The 19,531-nt window shown below is 34.4% G+C and carries 19 protein-coding genes; 10 read left to right on the plus strand and 9 right to left on the minus strand.

Going from position 1 to position 19,531, the window contains the following annotated elements:
* Positions 1–45 precede the first annotated feature (45 nt).
* The 3 genes from ACIQ2S_RS00985 (at position 46) to ACIQ2S_RS00995 (ending at position 3,633) form a co-directional block, all read left to right on the plus strand.
* Positions 46–1,731: a S41 family peptidase gene (locus ACIQ2S_RS00985; RefSeq protein ID WP_396172196.1), complete on the plus strand. Its 1,686-nt coding sequence runs from the start codon at positions 46–48 to the stop codon at positions 1,729–1,731.
* Between the two features lie 97 nt (positions 1,732–1,828).
* Positions 1,829–2,680 carry a substrate-binding domain-containing protein gene (locus tag ACIQ2S_RS00990; RefSeq protein WP_396172197.1) on the plus strand — a complete coding sequence of 284 codons (852 nt, stop codon included), beginning with the start codon at positions 1,829–1,831 and terminating at the stop codon, positions 2,678–2,680.
* 20 nt (positions 2,681–2,700) lie between these two features.
* Positions 2,701–3,633, plus strand: a complete 933-nt coding sequence (locus ACIQ2S_RS00995) for a transglutaminase (protein ID WP_396172198.1) — start codon at positions 2,701–2,703, stop codon at positions 3,631–3,633.
* Here ACIQ2S_RS00995 and corA read toward each other — a convergent pair.
* Complete coding sequence (corA, locus tag ACIQ2S_RS01000; protein WP_396172199.1) at positions 3,630–4,706, minus strand: magnesium/cobalt transporter CorA; 1,077 nt, start codon at positions 4,704–4,706, stop codon at positions 3,630–3,632. The genes ACIQ2S_RS00995 and corA overlap by 4 nt on opposite strands.
* 77 nt (positions 4,707–4,783) lie before the next feature.
* Here corA and hutI point away from each other — a divergent pair, with 77 nt between their 5' ends.
* Entirely contained in the window at positions 4,784–6,022 is a 1,239-nt protein-coding gene (gene hutI, locus ACIQ2S_RS01005) for an imidazolonepropionase (protein WP_396172200.1), read from the plus strand.
* A gap of 43 nt (positions 6,023–6,065) precedes the next feature.
* Here hutI and ACIQ2S_RS01010 read toward each other — a convergent pair whose 3' ends face one another.
* Positions 6,066–6,956 carry a hypothetical protein gene (locus ACIQ2S_RS01010; RefSeq protein ID WP_396172201.1) on the minus strand — a complete coding sequence of 297 codons (891 nt, stop codon included), beginning with the start codon at positions 6,954–6,956 and terminating at the stop codon, positions 6,066–6,068.
* A gap of 102 nt (positions 6,957–7,058) precedes the next feature.
* Between ACIQ2S_RS01010 and ACIQ2S_RS01015 the strand changes: the two genes are divergently transcribed.
* Positions 7,059–8,102, plus strand: coding sequence for a formimidoylglutamase (locus tag ACIQ2S_RS01015; RefSeq protein ID WP_396172202.1), 1,044 nt, complete (start codon positions 7,059–7,061; stop codon positions 8,100–8,102).
* Between the two features lie 77 nt (positions 8,103–8,179).
* Positions 8,180–9,436 (plus strand): DEAD/DEAH box helicase, encoded by a 1,257-nt coding sequence (locus tag ACIQ2S_RS01020; RefSeq protein WP_396172203.1) that lies wholly within the window; start codon positions 8,180–8,182, stop codon positions 9,434–9,436.
* 40 nt (positions 9,437–9,476) lie between these two features.
* Here ACIQ2S_RS01020 and ettA read toward each other — a convergent pair whose 3' ends face one another.
* Entirely contained in the window at positions 9,477–11,171 is a 1,695-nt protein-coding gene (gene ettA / locus ACIQ2S_RS01025; protein ID WP_396172204.1) for an energy-dependent translational throttle protein EttA, read from the minus strand.
* A gap of 70 nt (positions 11,172–11,241) precedes the next feature.
* Positions 11,242–11,424, minus strand: a complete 183-nt coding sequence (locus ACIQ2S_RS01030; protein WP_396172205.1) for a CAL67264 family membrane protein — start codon at positions 11,422–11,424, stop codon at positions 11,242–11,244.
* Between the two features lie 169 nt (positions 11,425–11,593).
* Here ACIQ2S_RS01030 and ACIQ2S_RS01035 point away from each other — a divergent pair, with 169 nt between their 5' ends.
* Positions 11,594–13,828: a M20/M25/M40 family metallo-hydrolase gene (locus ACIQ2S_RS01035; RefSeq protein WP_396172206.1), complete on the plus strand. Its 2,235-nt coding sequence runs from the start codon at positions 11,594–11,596 to the stop codon at positions 13,826–13,828.
* A 150-nt stretch (positions 13,829–13,978) separates the two neighbouring features.
* Here the strand turns inward: ACIQ2S_RS01035 and holA are convergent, their stop codons facing one another.
* Complete coding sequence (gene holA, locus ACIQ2S_RS01040) at positions 13,979–14,983, minus strand: DNA polymerase III subunit delta (RefSeq protein ID WP_396172207.1); 1,005 nt, start codon at positions 14,981–14,983, stop codon at positions 13,979–13,981.
* A 53-nt stretch (positions 14,984–15,036) separates the two neighbouring features.
* On the opposite strand from holA, the gene ACIQ2S_RS01045 reads away from it, so the two are divergent.
* The 3 genes from ACIQ2S_RS01045 (at position 15,037) to ACIQ2S_RS01055 (ending at position 17,414) form a co-directional block, all read left to right on the plus strand.
* Positions 15,037–15,492 (plus strand): type I restriction enzyme HsdR N-terminal domain-containing protein, encoded by a 456-nt coding sequence (locus tag ACIQ2S_RS01045; RefSeq protein WP_396172209.1) that lies wholly within the window; start codon positions 15,037–15,039, stop codon positions 15,490–15,492.
* Between the two features lie 10 nt (positions 15,493–15,502).
* Positions 15,503–16,501, plus strand: a complete 999-nt coding sequence (locus ACIQ2S_RS01050) for a glycosyltransferase family 2 protein (protein WP_396172210.1) — start codon at positions 15,503–15,505, stop codon at positions 16,499–16,501.
* Between the two features lie 73 nt (positions 16,502–16,574).
* On the plus strand, positions 16,575–17,414 hold the full coding sequence (locus ACIQ2S_RS01055) for a flagellar motor protein MotB (RefSeq protein ID WP_396172211.1): 840 nt from the start codon (positions 16,575–16,577) through the stop codon (positions 17,412–17,414).
* A 56-nt stretch (positions 17,415–17,470) separates the two neighbouring features.
* Here ACIQ2S_RS01055 and ACIQ2S_RS01060 read toward each other — a convergent pair whose 3' ends face one another.
* The 4 genes from ACIQ2S_RS01060 to rpsF form a co-directional block, all read right to left on the minus strand.
* Positions 17,471–18,091 carry an L-threonylcarbamoyladenylate synthase gene (locus tag ACIQ2S_RS01060; RefSeq protein WP_396172212.1) on the minus strand — a complete coding sequence of 207 codons (621 nt, stop codon included), beginning with the start codon at positions 18,089–18,091 and terminating at the stop codon, positions 17,471–17,473.
* 121 nt (positions 18,092–18,212) lie between these two features.
* The gene (rplI, locus tag ACIQ2S_RS01065; RefSeq protein WP_396172213.1) at positions 18,213–18,653 is read right to left on the minus strand and encodes a 50S ribosomal protein L9; all 441 of its coding nucleotides are present in this window, start codon (positions 18,651–18,653) and stop codon (positions 18,213–18,215) included.
* 61 nt (positions 18,654–18,714) lie between these two features.
* Entirely contained in the window at positions 18,715–19,011 is a 297-nt protein-coding gene (gene rpsR / locus ACIQ2S_RS01070) for a 30S ribosomal protein S18 (protein WP_396172214.1), read from the minus strand.
* Positions 19,012–19,016: 5 nt separating this feature from the next.
* Positions 19,017–19,355 carry a 30S ribosomal protein S6 gene (gene rpsF, locus ACIQ2S_RS01075; protein WP_396172215.1) on the minus strand — a complete coding sequence of 113 codons (339 nt, stop codon included), beginning with the start codon at positions 19,353–19,355 and terminating at the stop codon, positions 19,017–19,019.
* Positions 19,356–19,531: the final 176 nt, after the last annotated feature.

The raw sequence follows: 19,531 nt of genomic DNA on the forward strand, positions 1-19,531 counted from the left end.
GCATTTTTAAAATAGCTAAATTGCATGGATTCTTTACTTTATATCATGAAAAAAATCCTTTTGTTTATTTTCGTTTTTAGTTCTCTTATTACTTTTTCACAAACAAAAGTTCCAGAATCTCAGAAAATAGAACGTTTGATTCAAATATGGGGGTTATTGAAATACCATCATCCTGAAATCAGTAAGGGAAAATTAAATTGGAACCAGGAATTCATAACCCTTTATGATAAAATTGAAAAAATCGAAACAAACGAACAATTAAATCAAGAACTTCTTTCTTGGATTACTGGCTTTGAAAGTGAATCAACCAAAAAATTGTATAAAAAAACAGTTTATGATCAAGAGAACCTATTTACTAAAAATTACGATTATTCATGGATTGAAACGTCCAATTTTAACCCTATTGTAACATCCAAACTTCATCAAATTAGAGAAAATTCAAACTATGGTGATTTTTACGCATCAATTGATAAACTGAATAATTTTATCAATTTTAAAAATGATAAAGGTTTTGATAGTTTCAATTATAGGATTAAGTCCCACCGCATTTTATTTTTAGCAAGTTTTTGGAACGTCATGAAATACTGGAATGTCAATATTTACCTGACAGATGAACCTTGGAGTGAGGTCCTCAAAAATTTGCAATTAGATTTTATAAATGCAGACACTGAAGAAAAATTTGAGTTCGCAAAAATGAAATTATTTTCAAAACTAAACGATTCTCATTCAGATTATTTCAATGATTATATTTTTAAAAATGTATACAATCGCTTTGCTTCTTTTGGGGGTAAATTGATTAATGATTCTTTAGTAGTGACCACTCTACACAACAAATCGTTAGCGGCAAAAGACAATATAAAATTAAAAGATGTAATTTATGAAATTGAAAATAAAAGCGTAAAGGATTATTTTTATGAAAAATTTAAAGACTTTGGCAGTACATCAAATCTAAACAATGCTAGAAATCTATATTCGTATTATTGGCTGTTGTCGTCAAACAAAGATTCGATGCATGTAAAATTCATTTCTGCAGATAAAAAAATAGAATCTAAATATGTTAAATTATATGAATATGAAACCTATAAACCCGAAGAAAGGGAAAATATTTCAATACCAAAACAAGAAACTTTCTACGAATTAAATACAGATATTGGATTTATTAATCTTGGTAAAATTTCAAAAAAGGAACTAAAAACTGCTTTTGATTCATTTGCCAATAAAAAAGGAATTATCATCGATCTAAGAAATTATCCAACCAAAGTAAACGAAGATGATATAGCGAAATACCTTTATCCAAAGAAAAAAATATTTGTTAAAATTTTAGCACCCTCAAAACCATCATTAGGAATTTATGACATGCAAGCTCCACTCAAGTTTTTAAAAAATCCGTTTGCAGCTGGTTCAAAAAACCGAAAGTACTACAAAGGGAAAATCAATTTATTGGTAAATAGAAGTACTGGTAGTAGGGCTGAATATTTTGCAATGCTTATTCAGCAGTCGCCAAACTGTACTGCTATTGGTGAACAAACTTTTGGAGCTGTAATGAATCGCCATCAAATAATCTTAATTGATAAAACTTCGATTGATTTTACAGGAATGGGAGCTTTTTATCCAAACGATATTGGTGTTCAAAGAAATGGAATTAAAATAGATTATGAAGTAAAAGAATCAGCAAAAAATTACAACCCAAATCAATACATTGAAGAAGCAATTAAAATAATTAATCAGTAGTTCTGAAAAATTAAAATATAAGTTGGTTGAAAAATTAATTTAAACAACCTTAAACAATTTAAACAACCTTAAACAATTTAAACAACTTTAAACTCGAATGAAAACCATCAAAATAGCCGGCGTACCCGAACATTTCAACTTACCTTGGCATTTGTGCATTGAAAACGGTGAATTTGAAGAAGCCGGCATCGATTTAGAATGGACAGACGTTCCCGAAGGAACCGGAAAAATGTGTCAAATGCTTCGTGAAGGAACAACCGATATTGCGGTCATTCTTACCGAAGGTATTGTCAAAGATATCATCAATGGTAACAAGTCATCAATTGTACAAGTATATGTGAAAAGTCCGCTTATTTGGGGAATTCATGTGGATGGAAAATCAAGTGTAAAAGCAGTATCTGAACTTGAAAATGGCACCATTGCTATCAGCCGATTCGGTTCAGGTTCGCATTTAATGGCAGTAGTAAATGCTCAAAATCAAGGTTGGAAGATTCAAAATTTAAACTTTGAAATTGTGAATACCATTGACGGAGCGGTGGAAGCTTTAGCAAATAAAAAAGCTGATTACTTTATGTGGGAACGATTCATGACCAAACCGTTAGTAGACAAGGGTGTTTTTAAACGAATTGCCGATTGTCCGACTCCTTGGCCGTGCTTCGTTATTGCTGTTCGCAATGAAATGTTAGACAAAAATCCTGAAACCATTCAATTGATTTTAGAAATCATCAATGCAACCACAGAAGAATTCAAATATATTCCGAGTATTGATCGAACACTAGCCTCCCGATACCAATTAAATTTAGAAGATATTCAAGAATGGCTGTCGCTTACCCAATGGTCACAAAAGAATTTAGATGAAAAAACGTTAAACAATGTCCAAAATCAACTGTTTGACCTTTCCCTTATAGATAAAAAAGGTACTTTTGCTAAAATTGTCCGTAGCCGTTAGCTAAGCACACTTTTTAGTCAATGAAAGTATTTGAATCAATTAATTTTCAGGATCTTAAAACTAAATTCCAGGTAAAAAAACCTTGGGACGATGTGATTATATTTGTTTTGAATGTTTTAATTGCCATTCCTTTATTCATCATTGCTCATCAAAATTTAAAGGATTTCAATTGGCCCTTTTTTTTAGACCGAATTCTAATTGCGTTTGTTATTTTAGTTGTTATTCAATTGGTATTACGACTAATACGGACCGTTTTAATAATTGGAATTGCAATTTATTTAATCATCTTATTATTTGGTACAGTTTTCGGGAATTATGGCATTGCTAGTGTTTTTCAAGATTATGGATACATGATTTACTCCATGTCTGACAATCCGAATCCACAAGATTTATTCGTTTCGAAGTTATTGCCTTTTCCTAATAAAAAGGAGACGTTACAAGCAGTTGAATATGACCATCCTAAAGTTCGAAATTTTGCTCTATATGCCACAACGAAACATTTTAAAGATATTACAGGTCAAAAAGAACATAGAAAAATAATCCAGTGCTTTGCAGTTTTCAAAGAAATTCGCAACCGCTGGAACTATGTAAACGACCCAATAGGTCAGGAATATATAGCTCGTGCAACCGAAAGTTTGATACATTTTTCAGGTGATTGTGATGACCATGCGATTTTAATGGCTTCGTGTATTAAAGCAATCGGCGGAACTCCCCGTTTGATTCATACAGGTGGACACATCTATCCGGAAATGTTGATAGGAAAAAAAAGTGATCTGGAAGCTGCTAATTATTTAATTAAAAAACTATTATTTATAGAGGAAAGTCGTGGTAAAGAAATTCATTACCACATTGACGAACGCGAACAAATATGGCTAAATCTCGATTATACTGCACGCTATCCGGGCGGACCGTTTATGTCGGAAGAGATTTTGGGAGCTTTGACCTTGAACTAAAACCAATTTTTACGTTTAAAATAAAAGACCATTCCCAACACCAAAACAAACATCGCTCCAATAACAATATAGTAACCATTGGGATTTCTTAGTTCAGGCATGTTTTCAAAATTCATCCCATAAACACCTACAATAAAAGTTAACGGGATAAAAATCACCGATACGATAGTTAGGGTTTTCATTATTTCATTCATTCGGTGACTTTGAGCTGAAAAATAAAAGCTGGAAGCACTCTCCAACGAAGCCATATCATAATCAATTTGGTCCAAAAGCTCCATACTTTTTTGATGCAAACGAGCAAAGAAAGTAAAATTTGATTTTTCAATTCCATTGAAATCATCGTCGTCTTTAATCGATTTTAAATTATACAATGAATCTTTTAAAGGCATAATCGATCGCTTTAAAAAATTCAAATCTTCCCGACATTTCTCTATTCGCACTAAAACATTGGGATCCTGGTTGGATTTTGATTCAAGTAGCAATTTCTCAATCACATCTTCATATTTTTCAATAGTGATATAAAAATTTTCCATCACGGCATCCAACATCAAATACAGCAAAAAATCATTTTTCTTTTTACAAATAATCCCTGCATTAGTTTTGATACGTTCTCTTATATGCGAAAAGAAATCACCTCGTTTTTCTTGAAAGGATACCAAAATATTTTGCTTCAATAAAAAACTTATTTGTTCTACATGCACATTTGCCTCCTCTTTTTCGGGCAAAATCGACTTGATACTGAAAAACAACACATCACCCAATTCTTCCATCCGAGTGCGTTTGGCAACATTCAAAATATCACCGGCAATGTAACTTTCAATTCCCAATTTATCAACTACGGCTTTAATCAAATCAACATCATGTAAGCCGTGAATATTGAGCCACTTTACATCGTCAGATTTTAAAAGTTCATCCAGTTCAACTTCACTCAGGTTCAAATTAGTTGTTTCAGTATATGATTCAGAATTGTACACAAACAATTGCATTTCCACAGGAAATTCACTGTGCTGACCGGTATATTCGTAATAATTCGGTTGAACTTTTCTGCCTTTCTTGTATTTTAATCGTTTCACTTTTTTTTATTTTCTATAAAATTAAGAGTTTTAATTATTTCATTCTATTTTTACATGAATTATTCTTCTTTTTTAGTATGACAACACTCATTATAAATATACAAGAACTATTACAAGTTCGTGAAAACGGAATTTTAAAAGTTTCAGGTCTTGAAATGGCTTTGTTGCCAAGTATAAAAAATGCTTATTTATTGATTGAAAATGATTTAATAGCTGATTTTGGACCGATGAGCCATTGCCCTAAAATAAATGCTGACAAATCAATTGATGCAACAGGAAAAGTAGTTTTGCCTACTTGGTGCGACAGTCATACCCATTTAGTTTATGCCGGAAATAGGATTCAGGAATTTGTAGATCGAATCAATGGTTTAACCTACGAAGAAATTGCTCAACGTGGCGGTGGAATTTTAAACTCAGCTGAAAAATTGAATGCAACCAGCGAAGACGAAATTTTTGAACAGTCGGAATTACGATTACAAGAAGTAATGAAATTAGGCACGGGAGCCATTGAAATTAAATCAGGTTATGGGTTAACGGTGGAAGGTGAACTGAAAATGTTGCGAGTGATTCAACGTTTGAAGCAAAAATATCCGATAGCAATCAAAGCTACTTTTTTAGGAGCACACGCTTTTCCTGCTAAATTCAAAGAAAATCATAGCGGTTATATCGATTTGATTATTAATGAAATGCTTCCTGCAATTGCAAAAGAAAAATTAGCTGATTTCATCGATGCGTTTTTAGAAACTGGCTATTTTTCGGTGGAAGAAACGGAAAAAATCATGGAAGCAGGTAAAAAATACGAACTACTACCAAAAATACACGTCAACCAATTTACTGCAATTGAAGGAATCAAAGCTTGTGTAAAACACAACGCATTGAGTGTAGACCACCTGGAAATTGCAACCGACGATGATATCCAAGCATTAAAAAATTCTGATACGATGCCAGTAGCCTTGCCATCTTGCAGCTATTTTATAAGCATCCCCTACACTCCGGCAAGAAAAATGATGAACGCCGGCTTGCCCTTGGCTTTAGCTACTGATTACAACCCGGGAACAACTCCTTCCGGAAATATGAACTTTGTGGTAGCAACCGCCTGCATCAAAATGAAAATGACCCCCGAGGAAGCTATTAATGCAGCAACCATCAACGGTGCGTATGCTATGGGAGTTTCTGAAACCCATGGAAGTATTACTAAAGGAAAAAATGCAAATATTATCATCACAAAACCCATACATTCTTATTATCAATTGCCGTATGAATTTGGATCGAACCTCATTGAACAGGTGTTCATCAACGGAAACATACTAGAATAAAAAAAGGGGCTAATGCCCCTCTTTCACTATATTCTTTAGAATATTATCTTAAAGAAAAACTGGTTTTTCCAACCAAAGTTCCTTTATCAAAAATATTTACAAAGTACGTTCCTTTTTCAAACCCTTTTCCTGGTAAGTTTTCAGAAACATCCACTGTTGAATTTGCATAAGCAACTTTACTGATAAAACTGTAAGACAAAGTGCTGCCGTTTACAAGTACATCTTTTTTATCACCTAAGACATTGTTTTTACTGTCAATGATCTGAACATAATATTCTTTATCTCCTGATTTTGCCACTGAATTTTCAGCGATTGTAAAGTTTACTTTTAATAAATCTACTCTACTTGCTCTGTCAGTTGCTATTTCTTTGCCTGAACTTTTAACTTTGTAACCGGAAGTTTTTAAGTTTAGAATGGACAATTTAGCAGCCTTTTCAACTGTTTTGGTTAAATCTTCATTTTGTCCTACCAATACTTGGTTGTACTCCTTCGCTTCTACTAAAATTGTTTTAGTACTGTCTAAATTCGTAGTTAAATCTTCATTCAGTTTTTTCAGAGCATCATTTTCGCGAACTAAATTGTTCATTTTTGCTTCTAAAGCAAAATACTGTTGTTTGTATTTACGCATTGAAGCAGCATCGCCTTTTGATTTTTTCAAATCTTCCATTAATTGTATTACTTTTTCGCGTTCTGCAATTAATTCCTCAGACATCGAAGTATTTTCAGCGATCGCAGCATCGTATGTTGTTTTTAAAGCTGCTAAATCTTTTAAAGCTGCCTCTTTTTCTGAAGATTCCGTAGTCAATTCAGTTTCAAGTTGCTTTGAGTCAGAACTCATTTTAAACATGTAGGCTAAACTACCTATTAATAAAAGTGCTAAAACTAAAATGATAGCCTTTAATTTTGAATTGTTGTTTTGTTCTTGATTTTCCATTAAGTTTAATTTTCAACAAAGTTATAGTAATTATTTTAAGGTTTTGAAACTTACAAACGTTTTTTTTACTTTTAAATTGTATTTTTGATTATTATTACACTTATGGAAAACCTGACCCTCTTTAGTTCCTTTGAACTGGGAAAAATTACGAGTCACCGGAGTGGTGAAGTAAAATTTGGCGAAAAGATGTTGACTGCTCCCAAAGGAGTGAACATTACTAATTTTCTGACTGAATGCAAAGCCAAATTTGTGCTGTTAGGAATTCCGGAAGACATTGGTATTCGTGCTAATTTTGGCAGAGTTGGTGCTGCATCCGCCTGGGATAGTGCCATAAAATGTATTGCTAATATTCAGCACAATCGTTTTTGTAAAGGAAGTCAGTTACTTATACTAGGATGCTTAAATGTATCCGAAGATTTAAAAAAAGCTGAAAATTTAGATTTTCAAAAAATTGAAGACCGCAAGCTTTTGTCTCAACTCGTAGAAAAAATTGACAAAGAGGTCGCTCATATACTATTTACCATTGTAAAAGCGGGAAAAATTCCGATTATTATTGGTGGCGGACATAATAATGCCTACGGAAACATCAAGGGAACCGCGTTAGCCAAAGGAAGACCAATAAACGCAGTAAATTTGGATGCTCACTCTGATTTTAGAATTTTGGAAGGTAGACACAGCGGCAATGGTTTTTCATACGCTTTTGATGAGGGATTCTTAAAAAAGTATTTTATATTCGGTTTGCATGAAAGTTATACTTCAAAAAATGTACTGCTTCGATTAAAAGATTTAGAAGACCGTGTTCGATTTAACACCTACGATGAAATTGCCATTCGCAAGGTGAAAAACTTTGAACAAGAACTCAATCAAGCACTTACGTTTGTTAAAAATGATAGTTTTGGTATCGAAATTGATTTAGATTCTTTGCCTAATATCGCTAGCAGTGCGATGACTTTAAGCGGCTATTCAGTGGAGCAAGCACGTCAATTCGTTAATCATTTTGGCCAACATGCCAATGCAGCTTACTTACATATTTGCGAAGGTGCACCGGGTTTAAGTGATGATAAAAATCCGCAATTGATTGGTAAATTGATTGGCTATTTAATTACCGATTTTATCAAAGCTAAAGCAAACTACGCGGCATTATAATCAAGTAGTTTACCGGTTTTTTATTTAGAAAGTCCGTATTGCTAATTAATTGTATCTTTGCGGTCAAATTTAGTATTATGACTTTTCAAGATTTAAATCTACTACCCAATATACAGCACGCATTAACAGATGAGGGTTATACCACCCCTACTCCTATTCAAGAACAAGCCATTCCAATTATTTTAGAAGGAAACGATATCGTTGGTTGTGCCCAAACCGGCACAGGAAAAACGGCTGCTTTTGCCATTCCTATTATACACAATTTACATCGAATGGTGGGCTCTGCTCAAAAAAGGAAAGTTATTCGTGCTCTGATTGTCACTCCAACACGTGAATTAGCCATCCAAATTGGTGAAAGCTTTGACACTTACGGTCGTTACACAAATATCCGGCAGTTAACTATATTTGGTGGTGTTAGTCAAGTTCCTCAAGTAGATCAACTAAAAAAAGGTGTCGATGTTTTGATTGTAACACCCGGAAGACTTTTAGATTTACACAAACAAGGGTACATTGATTTAGACCATTTGCATACCTTGGTTTTAGATGAGGCAGATCAAATGTTGGACATGGGATTTATCAATGATGTAAAAAAAATCATCAAATTAACTCCTGATAACCGACAAACGCTACTGTTTTCAGCAACGATGCCAATTGCCATTCGCGAATTGGCCGATAGCTTTTTAACCAAACCTAAATATGTTTCGGTTACTCCTATCTCATCAACCGCGGAAACTGTTGAACAACATATTTATTTTGTTGGAAAAGAAGACAAACGCAAACTTTTGTATCATTTAATACGAAATGAGCATTTGAATAACTTATTGGTTTTTACACGAACCAAACACGGAGCAGATAATGTGGTAAAAGCTTTAAAGAAAAACGGAGTAAATGCCGAAGCTATTCACGGTGACAAATCACAATCGGCTCGTCAACGCGTTTTAGAAGCATTTAAAAAGAATGAAATTTCTGTTTTGGTAGCCACTGATATCGCCGCTCGAGGAATTGATATTGAAAGTTTACCATATGTGCTGAATTTTGATTTACCAAACATTCCTGAAACCTACGTGCATCGTATAGGTAGAACCGGTCGTGCAGGAAATGGAGGTATTTCCATCTCCTTTTGTGGAAAAGACGAGGAAACTTATTGGAAAGACATTCAAAAATTAGTAAAAGTGAATGTAAAAACCATCAAAGATCACCCGTATCCATGGTCAAATGAACCGGAAACTGCAACTGCAGAACCTGAAAAAAAGGATTTTAGAAATACTACGAAAAAACAAAACCCATCCCGTAAATCGGATGCTTCTAAAAAGAACAAAAAACGCTGGTATTAATGATTGATTAAATACAGTAATTATTAAAAAAATTATTTCTTTAATTTCGAACCAATTTTTTATACTTAATTCGCTTCGGTGTTAAATCTCCTCCCAAACGTTTCTTTTTATTTTCTTCATATTCTGAGAAACTTCCTTCGAAGAAATACACTTGCGAATCGCCTTCAAAGGCCAAAATGTGTGTACAAACTCTGTCTAAAAACCAACGGTCGTGCGAAATAATGACGGCACAACCTGCAAAGTTTTCTAAACCTTCTTCCAATGCTCGAAGCGTATTGATATCCAAATCATTGGTTGGCTCATCCAACAGCAATACATTTCCTTCTTCTTTTAAAGTAATGGCTAAGTGCAAACGGTTGCGTTCGCCTCCCGAGAGTGTCGCTACTTTTTTGTTTTGATCACTGCCACCAAAATTAAATCGACTCAAATAGGCACGTGAGTTTACTTGTCGACCTCCCATCATGATTAATTCCTGTCCATCACAAAAATTCTCCCAAATAGATTTCTCAGGATTAATATTAGAATGGGCTTGATCTACATAAGCAATCTTAACCGTCTCACCGGTAGCAAAAGTACCTTTATCCGGTGTCTCTTCTCCCATAATCATTTTGAAAATGGTAGTTTTACCTGCTCCATTCGGACCAATAATACCAACAATTCCCGCTTGTGGCAGCGTGAAATTTAAATCTTCATACAACAATTTATCGCCAAATGCTTTGGATACGCCTTTGGCATCAATCACATTGGTTCCTAAACGTGGACCGTTTGGAATGTATAATTCTAATTTTTCATCCAATTCTTTTTGATCTTCATTCAGCAACTTGTCGTAGTTCTGTAAACGGGCTTTTTGTTTGGTCTGACGACCTTTGGCACCTTGACGTACCCAATCGAGCTCGCGTTCCAGGGTTTTTCTGCGTTTGGAAGCTACTTTTTCTTCCAATTCCATTCGTTTGGATTTTTGATCCAACCACGACGAATAATTACCTTTCCACGGAATTCCTTCTCCTCTATCTAATTCTAAAATCCATCCCGCCACATTGTCCAAGAAATATCTATCGTGAGTTACTGCAATTACAGTTCCCGGATATTGTTGCAAATGTTGCTCCAGCCAAAGTACCGATTCGGCATCTAAATGGTTAGTTGGCTCATCCAGCAACAAAACATCGGGTTGTTGCAATAGTAAACGACACAATGCAACACGACGCTTTTCACCACCGGATAGCACTTTTATTGGTGTGTCTGAGTCTGGTGTGCGAAGAGCATCCATCGCAACTTCTAATTTGTTGTCAATTTCCCAAGCACCGGCAGCATCGATTTTGTCCTGCAATTCTGCTTGACGATCCATGAGTTTTTGCATTTTATCGGCATCTTCATACACTTCCGGCAAACCAAACATATCGTTGATTTTATTGAATTCATCCAATAATGCGATGGTTTCTGCAGCACCTTCACGCACAATTTCAATTACCGTTTTGGTTTCGTCCAATTGGGGCTCTTGCTCCAAATAACCTACTTTATATCCCGGTGCAAAAACCAAGTCGCCTTGGAAATTTTTATCGATTCCCGCGATGATTTTTAATAAGGACGATTTTCCGGAACCATTCAAACCTAAAATACCAATTTTAGCTCCATAAAAGAAACTCAAATAGATATCTTTTAACACTTGCTTATTCGTGCTAGAGTAAGTTTTGCTCACCTTAGACATTGAAAATATTACTTTCTTATCGTCTGCCATTTTTCTAACTTTTTACTATTCTATTTTTTTTATTTTTTTTGGAATTTGGAATTTCCGTATTGGAATTTATTTAAACTCTTCCCTTTAAAGCATTGAAAACCCAAGCAATCGCCAAAAAACCAATGCCCGTTGCTGCAAACCCCCAACCGGCAACATCATCATATTTAAAAGCTCCCATACCAATTAAAATTATCCCCATGACAATCATAATAAAAGTAGCCCATGCTAAAATTGTGTTCTTATTCATCCCCATCTAAATTTGTGTTAGTTTTTTTGAGGCACAAATATCATGAATTTTGACCGTAAATAAAAGGATTGTGCTGCCTTTTTTGGTAAGTCATTCTGAAAATAAACGAGACTGAGTCTAAATAAAAGTGAAGCTTTTTTGTATATTTGCTCTTCTATTTTAAAATCAGTCTTTTATGGCCATGCCTTTTTCTTCCAAACTATTAAAAATCATCGTTCTTTTAGTAGGTATAAATCTATCCACTCAAGCTCAAGAAAAACATTTAAAAAACATTAAAAAACTAACTTTTGGAGGCGATAATGCAGAAGCTTATTTCAGTCCGGATGGTAGTAAATTAACACTACAAGTCACCAATACAGCCTTTGGAGTTCCCTGTGACCAAATCTTTATGTTGGATTTACAGGAAAAAGAATTCTCAAACAAAAGTCTGAAACTAGTTTCTACAGGAAAAGGACGAACTACTTGCTCGTATTACATGCCTGATGGCAAACATATTTTGTATGCATCCACACATGCCGACAACCATGCATGTCCGGCTCCGCCAAAACCACGTGATGGAAAATATTTATGGGCGATTTATCCTGAATTTGATATTTATATTGCCGATTTACAAGGAAACATAACCAAAAAACTGACCGAAACTCCAGGATATGATGCCGAAGCGGTGGTTTCTCCTGATGGCAAGAAAATTGCTTTTACAAGTATACGAACGGGCGATTTAGAAATTTGGACGATGGATATCGATGGTTCCAATTTAAAGCAAATCACTTCCGGTTTAGGTTACGATGGCGGTTGTTTCTTTTCACACGACAGTAAAAAATTAGTATTTCGTTCGTCACGTCCAAAAAGTCCTGAGGAAATTGCGGATTACAAATCGCTTTTAGCAGATAATTTAGTGGCTCCGTCTGAAATGGAAATTTACACGTGCAATGTAGATGGTTCCGATTTAAAACAAATTACTACTTTAGGAAAAGCCAATTGGTCACCTTATTTTCATCCTTCCGATCAAAAAATCATCTTTTCATCCAATCATCATTCAACCAAAGGTTATGATTTTCAATTATTTATGATTGATGTTACCGGAGAAAATTTGCAACAAATTACGTATGAAAGTGAATTCAATGCTTTCCCGATGTTTTCTCCCGATGGCAAACGTTTGGTTTTTTCAAGTAACAGACAACAAGAAAAAGCTCGTGAAACCAACGTGTATATTGCAGATTGGGTAGATAGTGATCCTGCAGAACTCGCCCAACAAAAATCGCTTAAAAACCACATTACCTATCTGGCTTCCGATGATTTAAAAGGAAGATTGACAGGCTCAAAAGAAGAGCAGCTGGCCGCCGATTATTTAGTAAAAGAATTTAAAAAATTAAAATTGAAACCCTACGACGGTAAAAATTATCTACAGTCATTTGAATACAAAGTCAAATTGAATCCGCAGGATTCGTTAGCCGTAAAAAACAACACCGGTAAAAATGTGATTGCTTACTTAGACAATAAAGCGTCTAAAACAATTATTATTGGTGGACATTATGACCATTTAGGCTTAAACGAACACAATCATTCAACGAAACCAAATTCAAAAGGTGAAATTCACAATGGTGCCGATGATAATGCTTCTGGTGTTGCCGGTGTACTTGAATTAGCACGTATGCTTTCGCAAAACAAAACGGTTGAAAAGGCAAATTACATCTTCGTTTTATTTTCAGGTGAAGAGGATGGTTTAATTGGTTCGAAATTCATGGCGGAAACCATCAAGCAAAAGTATCCAAACGTATCATTAATGATTAATTTAGATATGATTGGACGTTTAAATGCGATGAAAAGTTTGAATGTAGGTGGCGTTGGAACCAATCCGAATTTCACCAAAATAGTGGAGAAAAACAAACCGGCCGGTTTTAATTTGACATTAGACCAAAGTGGCGTTGGACCTTCCGATCATACTTCATTTTACTTGAAAGACATTCCGGTGTTGTTCTTTTTTACGGGAACCCATGATGATTATCACAAACCAAGTGACGATGAAGAAAAAATCAATTATTACGGTGTGCGAAACATCGTTGATTATGTTTTTAGAGTTTCCAATGAAATTTCAGAACTTGACAAAGTGGAATTTGTAAAAACCAAAACCACCGCTTCAAAAAGTGCTCCCAAATATAAAGTCACTTTAGGAATCATGCCGGATTATACCGATCACGGAGATGGTTTACATATTGACGGAGTTACTGAAAATCGTCCCGCTCAAATCGCAGGAATTTTAGAAGGTGACATTCTGACAAAAATTGGAACTTGCGAAATTAAAGAAGTTTACGGTTACATGGACTGTCTTTCTAAAATCAATGCCGGTGACGAATTACCGGTAACCGTTTTGAGAAACGGAGAAGTAAAAGTGCTGATGGTTAAATTTTAAATTGCTTATACTTACTTTCAAAAGGTAACCGCAAATTCGAAAATTAGATTGATGCTTCAATATATATATATATATTGCGTATTTGCGGTTTTCGTTTAAAACACTTCTAAAATATCCTGTGAATAAAATCGTGAACTGTTAGGCGTATTTTTAATTAAAAATCTTCACCAGCATTTCATTCAACAAATCTGCTTCCTTTAAATTATTTGCTCCTACGCCTTTGCTTTTGGCATCTACATCTCGCAATGCAGAGACAATAGCACTTACTTTTTTCATCGGATAGTTTTTCAAGGCCACGTCATAATCTTTTACAAAATAAGGGCTCACTTTTAAAACTTTTGCTACATTTCCGGGAGATCGATCCTTTAAACCATGGTATTGCAACAGATTAGAAAAAAAAGCAAAAACTTGTCCCGTTGTTAAAACCATAGGATACTCCTTTTTATTCTGTGCAAAGTGATTAGCGATTTTGTAAGCTTGTAATTGGTTGCGATCACCGATCGCTTTTCTAAATTCAAACACATTATAATCCTTACTGAAACCTATATTTTCTTCAATATGATTAGGTGTGAATGTGGTTCCTTTGGGTAAGATTATCTTTAGTTTTTCCAATTCATTATTGATTTTGCTCAAATCGGTCCCTAAAAACTCCACCAACATTGCGGAAGCTTTCGGTTCAATGTGATAGCCTTTGCCTTGTAAAACGCGTGAAATCCATGTTCCTACTTGATTGTCATACATTTTTTTACTTTCAAAAAGAACGCCTGCTTTCTCAATCAACTTCGGTAATTTTTTACGTTTATCTAAGGTTTTGTATTTGTAAGCAAGGACTAAAACTGTAGTAGGCTGAAGGTTTTCTACATAACTGTCCAGTTTATCAATGGTACGCGACAAATCCTGGGCTTCGCGAACAATAATTACCTGACGATCAGCCATCATCGGATACCGTTTGGCAGATGATATTACATCATCCATCGAAACATCTCTTCCATACAACACTTGTTGATTAAAAGCTCTTTCATCTTCGGTAAGGATATTGTTTTCGATAAACTCCGTCAACTTATCAATATAATAAGGTTCTTCACCCATCAAAAAATAGATAGGTTTAATGTTTCCTGCTGTGATATCTTTAATTATTGCAACTACTTCATCCATGTGGCTGGTATAACTTTAAATTGGATTTCGTTCAAAATTAGTACTTTTGTTTCATGCAAAAATTGAATTTCCCCGAATATTCCTTTCGCTTCAAAAATAGTGAAAATAAAGTGTCTGTTTTTGATGAAATCAGGAAAAAATTTGTAATTCTTACACCGGAAGAATGGGTCAGACAACACGTGGTTCAGTTTCTAATAGTTTCAAAAAAATACCCAAAGTCTTATATCAACGTCGAGAAATCCATTCAAATCAATGGTTTAACCAAAAGATACGATGTAGTAGTATTTTATCCAAATGGCACAATTTTCCTTGCTGTAGAATGCAAAGCTCCGGAAATAAAAATTTCACAGGAAACATTCAATCAGATTGCCCGATACAATTTAAATTTAAAAGCCAGTTATTTAATGGTGACCAATGGTTTGAATCATTATTTTTGCGAAATGGATTTTGAAAATGAACAATACAATTTCCTGAAAGAGTTACCTGCATTGGATTTAAAAAACAACTAATTGGAATACTTTGAATAAAATTGCAATTGTCATATTAAATTGGAACGGTCGTAAATTATTGGAGCAATTTATTCCCTCCATCGTGCAGTTTTCTGAGGGAGCTACAATTTATGTGGCTGACAATGCTTCTACCGATGATTCCGTTGCCTTCATACAAACGAATTACCCACAAATAAAAATCATTCAAAATAAAGACAATTTCGGATTTGCCAAAGGCTATAATGAAGCTTTGAAAGAAGTAGAAGAAGAAATATATGCCTTAGTCAATTCCGATATTGAAGTCACCGAAAATTGGTTGCAACCCATTCTTGACATTTTTGAATCTGATGCAAAGGTGGCAATTATACAACCAAAGATTTTAGATTTCAAAGACAAAACCCGCTTTGAATATGCCGGTGCCGGCGGTGGATTCATCGACAAATATGGCTATCCGTTTTGTAGAGGACGTATTTTTGACTCGATTGAAACCGATAATGGTCAGTACGATGATACTTGTGAAATTTTTTGGGCGTCGGGAGCGTGTTTCTTCATTCGTAAAGAAGTCTATCGTAAACTAAATGGTTTTGACGACCACTTTTTTGCCCACCAAGAAGAAATCGACCTATGCTGGCGGGCTTTCAATACTAATTGGCTGGCAATGTATTGTGGGAACTCAACTGTTTACCATGTGGGTGGTGCTACGTTACATGTTTCTAATCCGAATAAAACCTATTTGAATTTTAGAAACTCCTTGCTCATGTTGGTCAAAAATGTTCCTAAGAATAAAATGTTTACAGTACTTTTCGTCCGATTGATTTTGGACGGAATTGCCGGATTTCAATTTTTATTTAAAGGCAAACCCGGACATTTTTGGGCAGTTCTTCGTGCTCATTTTTCATTTTATTTTTTATTTCGTTCAGCCTTGCAAAAAAGAATTAAAATTGAACAAAAAAAATACTACAAGATAAATAGTATCGTATATGGTTACTTTGTTAAAAAAATAAAGCTTTACAAAGAACTTATTAACTAATTTTTATCACAATAAAGTTTAACAAATATAGTTTTAATAACTAATTTTGTACAAATCTTAAAATCGACTAAAAATGAAAAGAATTGTTTTATTTATCAGTGTAGTAGCATTGAGTTTGGGTTCTTGTGGAACCAAGAAGAAAATTGCCGATTTAGAAGCAAAGAATAAAGAGTGTCAGGATTTATTGAATTCAACAACTGTAAAGTTGAATTTGTGTTTATCTGAAAAAGATATTTTAAACAATCAAATTGCTGATTTGAAAAAAACAAACACTGATTTGATTAGTAATGTGGGGAATATTACCATGTTATCTACAAAAGGTGCTGAAAATTTAGAGAAATCTTTGGAAAGTTTGAAAGAAAAAGATCTTAAAATTACTCGTTTACAAGATGCATTGACCAAAAAGGACAGCGTAACCTTAGCCTTAGTGACAAGCTTAAAAAGTTCAGTAGGTATCAGTGATCCGGATATTGAAATAAATGTTGAAAAAGGAGTGGTAATGATTTCGATTGCTGACAAATTACTTTTCAAATCAGGTAGCTACGACGTAAGTGACCGTGCAAAAGAAGTTTTAGGTAAAGTAGCTAAAGTAGTGAATGAAAGACCTACTTTTGATTGTATGGTTGAAAGTCATACAGATAGTGTTCCTTATAGAAATGGGGTCTTATTGGATAATTGGGATTTGAGTGTAAAGAGAGCTACTTCTGTTGTTAGAGTATTGGTAAACGACCACAAAGTAAGTGCCAAACAATTAATTGCAGCAGGTAGAAGCGAGTTTATTCCATTAGTTCCAAACACGACCTCTGAAAATCGTGCTGCAAACAGAAGAACTCGGATTATCGTAATGCCAAAAATTGACGAGTTTTACGAGATGATTGAAAAAGAAATGAAAAATCAAAAAGAAGGTAAATAATTAATTATTTCTTTAATCAAATAAAAAAATGCCTCAATTTCTTGAGGCATTTTTTGTTATAAAAAGTCGATACTACCTTTTCCTTCACGAACTACAACAGGCTCAAATTCCGACAAATCAATAATCGTAGAAGCAACGTTATCACCGTAACCGCCATCAATCACTACATCTACCAAATGCTGCCATTTTTCAAAAATCAATTCCGGGTCGGTTGAATACTCCAAAACCTCATCTTCATCGTGAATAGATGTAGAAACAATTGGATTGCCTAATTGTTTAACCAGTTCAAGTATAATTGAATTATCAGGTACCCGAATACCCACAGTTTTTTTCTTTTTAAATTCTTTGGGTAAGTTGTTGTTTCCGGGCAAAATAAAAGTATACGGTCCCGGTAAAGCTCGTTTCAATATTTTAAAAGTGGCTGTGTCAATTTGCCGAACATAATCAGAAATATTGCTCAAATCATGACAAATAAACGAGAAATTCGCCTTATCTAACTTAATCCCTTTGAGTTTTGCAACACGCTCTAAAGCTTTGGAATTGGTAATATCACAACCCAAACCGTAAACCGTATCGGTTGGATAAATCACCAGTCCGCCATCTTTTAATACCTTGACAACTTTTGCAATTTCCTTTTCGTTGGGATTATCAGGATATATTTTAATAAATTGTACCATGGCTTTTTAAAATTATCAGGTGCTAAAATACATTAGAAATTAGAACTTTTATAATTTGTGTCTGCTTTTCCATAAAAAAAGCCCTGCAAAACAGGGCTTTTGAAATTATATGCATTGAAAATTATTGCTGAGCAACAATTTCATAAGGCAATTCTACAACAACATCTCTATGTAAACGGATAGTTGCAGCATATTTACCTGTTCTTTTTACGGTTCCAGAGGTAATGTATTTTCTCTCGATTGGTTGACCAGCTGCTTCTAAAGCCTCAGCAATGTCAATATTTGTAACCGATCCGAATAATTTTTCACCACCTGCTTTTGCATTAATTTTGATGTCTAAGCCAGCTAAACTTTCGGCTACTTTCTTAGCATCATTTACAACTTTTTGCTCTTTATGAGCTTTTTGTTTTAGGTTTTCAGCCAAAACTTTCTTTGCAGAAGGAGTTGCTAATGAAGCAAATCCCTGTGGAATCAAAAAGTTTCTACCGTATCCTGGTTTTACAGAAACGATATCGTCTTTAAAACCTAAATTTTGAACGTCTTGTTTTAAGATTAGTTCCATGTTGATGTCCTTTTTTATAGAAGTTAGCCCGCCAATGACGAGGCAACAACTTAATTAATTATTATTTTAATAAATCCGCCACGTATGGCATTAATGCAATGTGACGAGCTCTTTTTACGGCAACTGACACTTTGCGTTGATATTTCAATGAAGTACCTGTTAAACGACGAGGTAAAATTTTACCTTGCTCATTTACAAATTTCAATAAAAAATCGGCATCTTTATAGTCAATATATTTAATACCTGATTTTTTAAAACGACAATACTTTTTAGTTTTGTTCGTATCTATGTTCAAAGGAGTAAGATATCTGATATCTCCTTCTTTTTTTCCTTTAGCTGATTGCTCGATTGTTGACATAGTGATTACGCTTTAACTTTTAATTTTTCTCTTCTTCTTTCTGCCCAAGAGATTGCATGTTTGTCAAGACTTACAGTCAAGAAACGCATAACTCTTTCGTCACGTCTAAACTCAGTTTCAAAACCAAGAATAACTTCACCTGGCACAGTGAATTCGAATAAATGGTAAAAACCACTTTTCTTGTGTTGGATTTCATAGGCTAATTTTTTTAAGCCCCAATCCTCTTTGGATACCATCTTTGCTCCTCTAGAAGTAAGGTAATCTTCAAACTTACTCACTGTTTCCTTTACCTGTTGTTCAGATAAAACGGGATTCAAGATGAAAACAGTCTCATAATGATTCATAATAATTTACTTTAAAAATGTTAAATTGGGTGCAAAAATAGTGAATTTTTTTTAATTGACAAGTGCTAAACAGATATTTTCGATGTAATGCAAATAATCGACGAAATGCTTGTTTAATTAGATGAAATACAATATGTTTGCTGCTCCAAATCTATAATGAATTGTATTATGAAACT

The organism is Flavobacterium sp. (genome assembly GCF_044371705.1).
Taxonomy (GTDB): domain Bacteria; phylum Bacteroidota; class Bacteroidia; order Flavobacteriales; family Flavobacteriaceae; genus Flavobacterium.

Bases quoted from the DNA above. Each gene is read 5' to 3' on its own strand.
- rpsF (WP_396172215.1), bottom strand. From the start codon at position 19,355: ATGAATCATTATGAGACTGTTTTCATCTTGAATCCCGTTTTATCTGAA.
- ACIQ2S_RS00990 (WP_396172197.1), top strand. From the start codon at position 1,829: ATGAAAACCATCAAAATAGCCGGCGTACCCGAACATTTCAACTTACCT.
- hutI (WP_396172200.1), top strand. From the start codon at position 4,784: ATGACAACACTCATTATAAATATACAAGAACTATTACAAGTTCGTGAA.
- ACIQ2S_RS01015 (WP_396172202.1), top strand. From the start codon at position 7,059: ATGGAAAACCTGACCCTCTTTAGTTCCTTTGAACTGGGAAAAATTACG.
- holA (WP_396172207.1), bottom strand. From the start codon at position 14,983: ATGGATGAAGTAGTTGCAATAATTAAAGATATCACAGCAGGAAACATT.
- ACIQ2S_RS01030 (WP_396172205.1), bottom strand. From the start codon at position 11,424: ATGGGGATGAATAAGAACACAATTTTAGCATGGGCTACTTTTATTATG.
- ACIQ2S_RS01055 (WP_396172211.1), top strand. From the start codon at position 16,575: ATGAAAAGAATTGTTTTATTTATCAGTGTAGTAGCATTGAGTTTGGGT.
- rpsR (WP_396172214.1), bottom strand. From the start codon at position 19,011: ATGTCAACAATCGAGCAATCAGCTAAAGGAAAAAAAGAAGGAGATATC.
- ACIQ2S_RS00985 (WP_396172196.1), top strand. From the start codon at position 46: ATGAAAAAAATCCTTTTGTTTATTTTCGTTTTTAGTTCTCTTATTACT.
- rplI (WP_396172213.1), bottom strand. From the start codon at position 18,653: ATGGAACTAATCTTAAAACAAGACGTTCAAAATTTAGGTTTTAAAGAC.
- ACIQ2S_RS01045 (WP_396172209.1), top strand. From the start codon at position 15,037: ATGCAAAAATTGAATTTCCCCGAATATTCCTTTCGCTTCAAAAATAGT.
- ACIQ2S_RS01010 (WP_396172201.1), bottom strand. From the start codon at position 6,956: ATGGAAAATCAAGAACAAAACAACAATTCAAAATTAAAGGCTATCATT.
- ACIQ2S_RS01060 (WP_396172212.1), bottom strand. From the start codon at position 18,091: ATGGTACAATTTATTAAAATATATCCTGATAATCCCAACGAAAAGGAA.
- ACIQ2S_RS01035 (WP_396172206.1), top strand. From the start codon at position 11,594: ATGGCCATGCCTTTTTCTTCCAAACTATTAAAAATCATCGTTCTTTTA.
- ACIQ2S_RS00995 (WP_396172198.1), top strand. From the start codon at position 2,701: ATGAAAGTATTTGAATCAATTAATTTTCAGGATCTTAAAACTAAATTC.
- ettA (WP_396172204.1), bottom strand. From the start codon at position 11,171: ATGGCAGACGATAAGAAAGTAATATTTTCAATGTCTAAGGTGAGCAAA.
- ACIQ2S_RS01020 (WP_396172203.1), top strand. From the start codon at position 8,180: ATGACTTTTCAAGATTTAAATCTACTACCCAATATACAGCACGCATTA.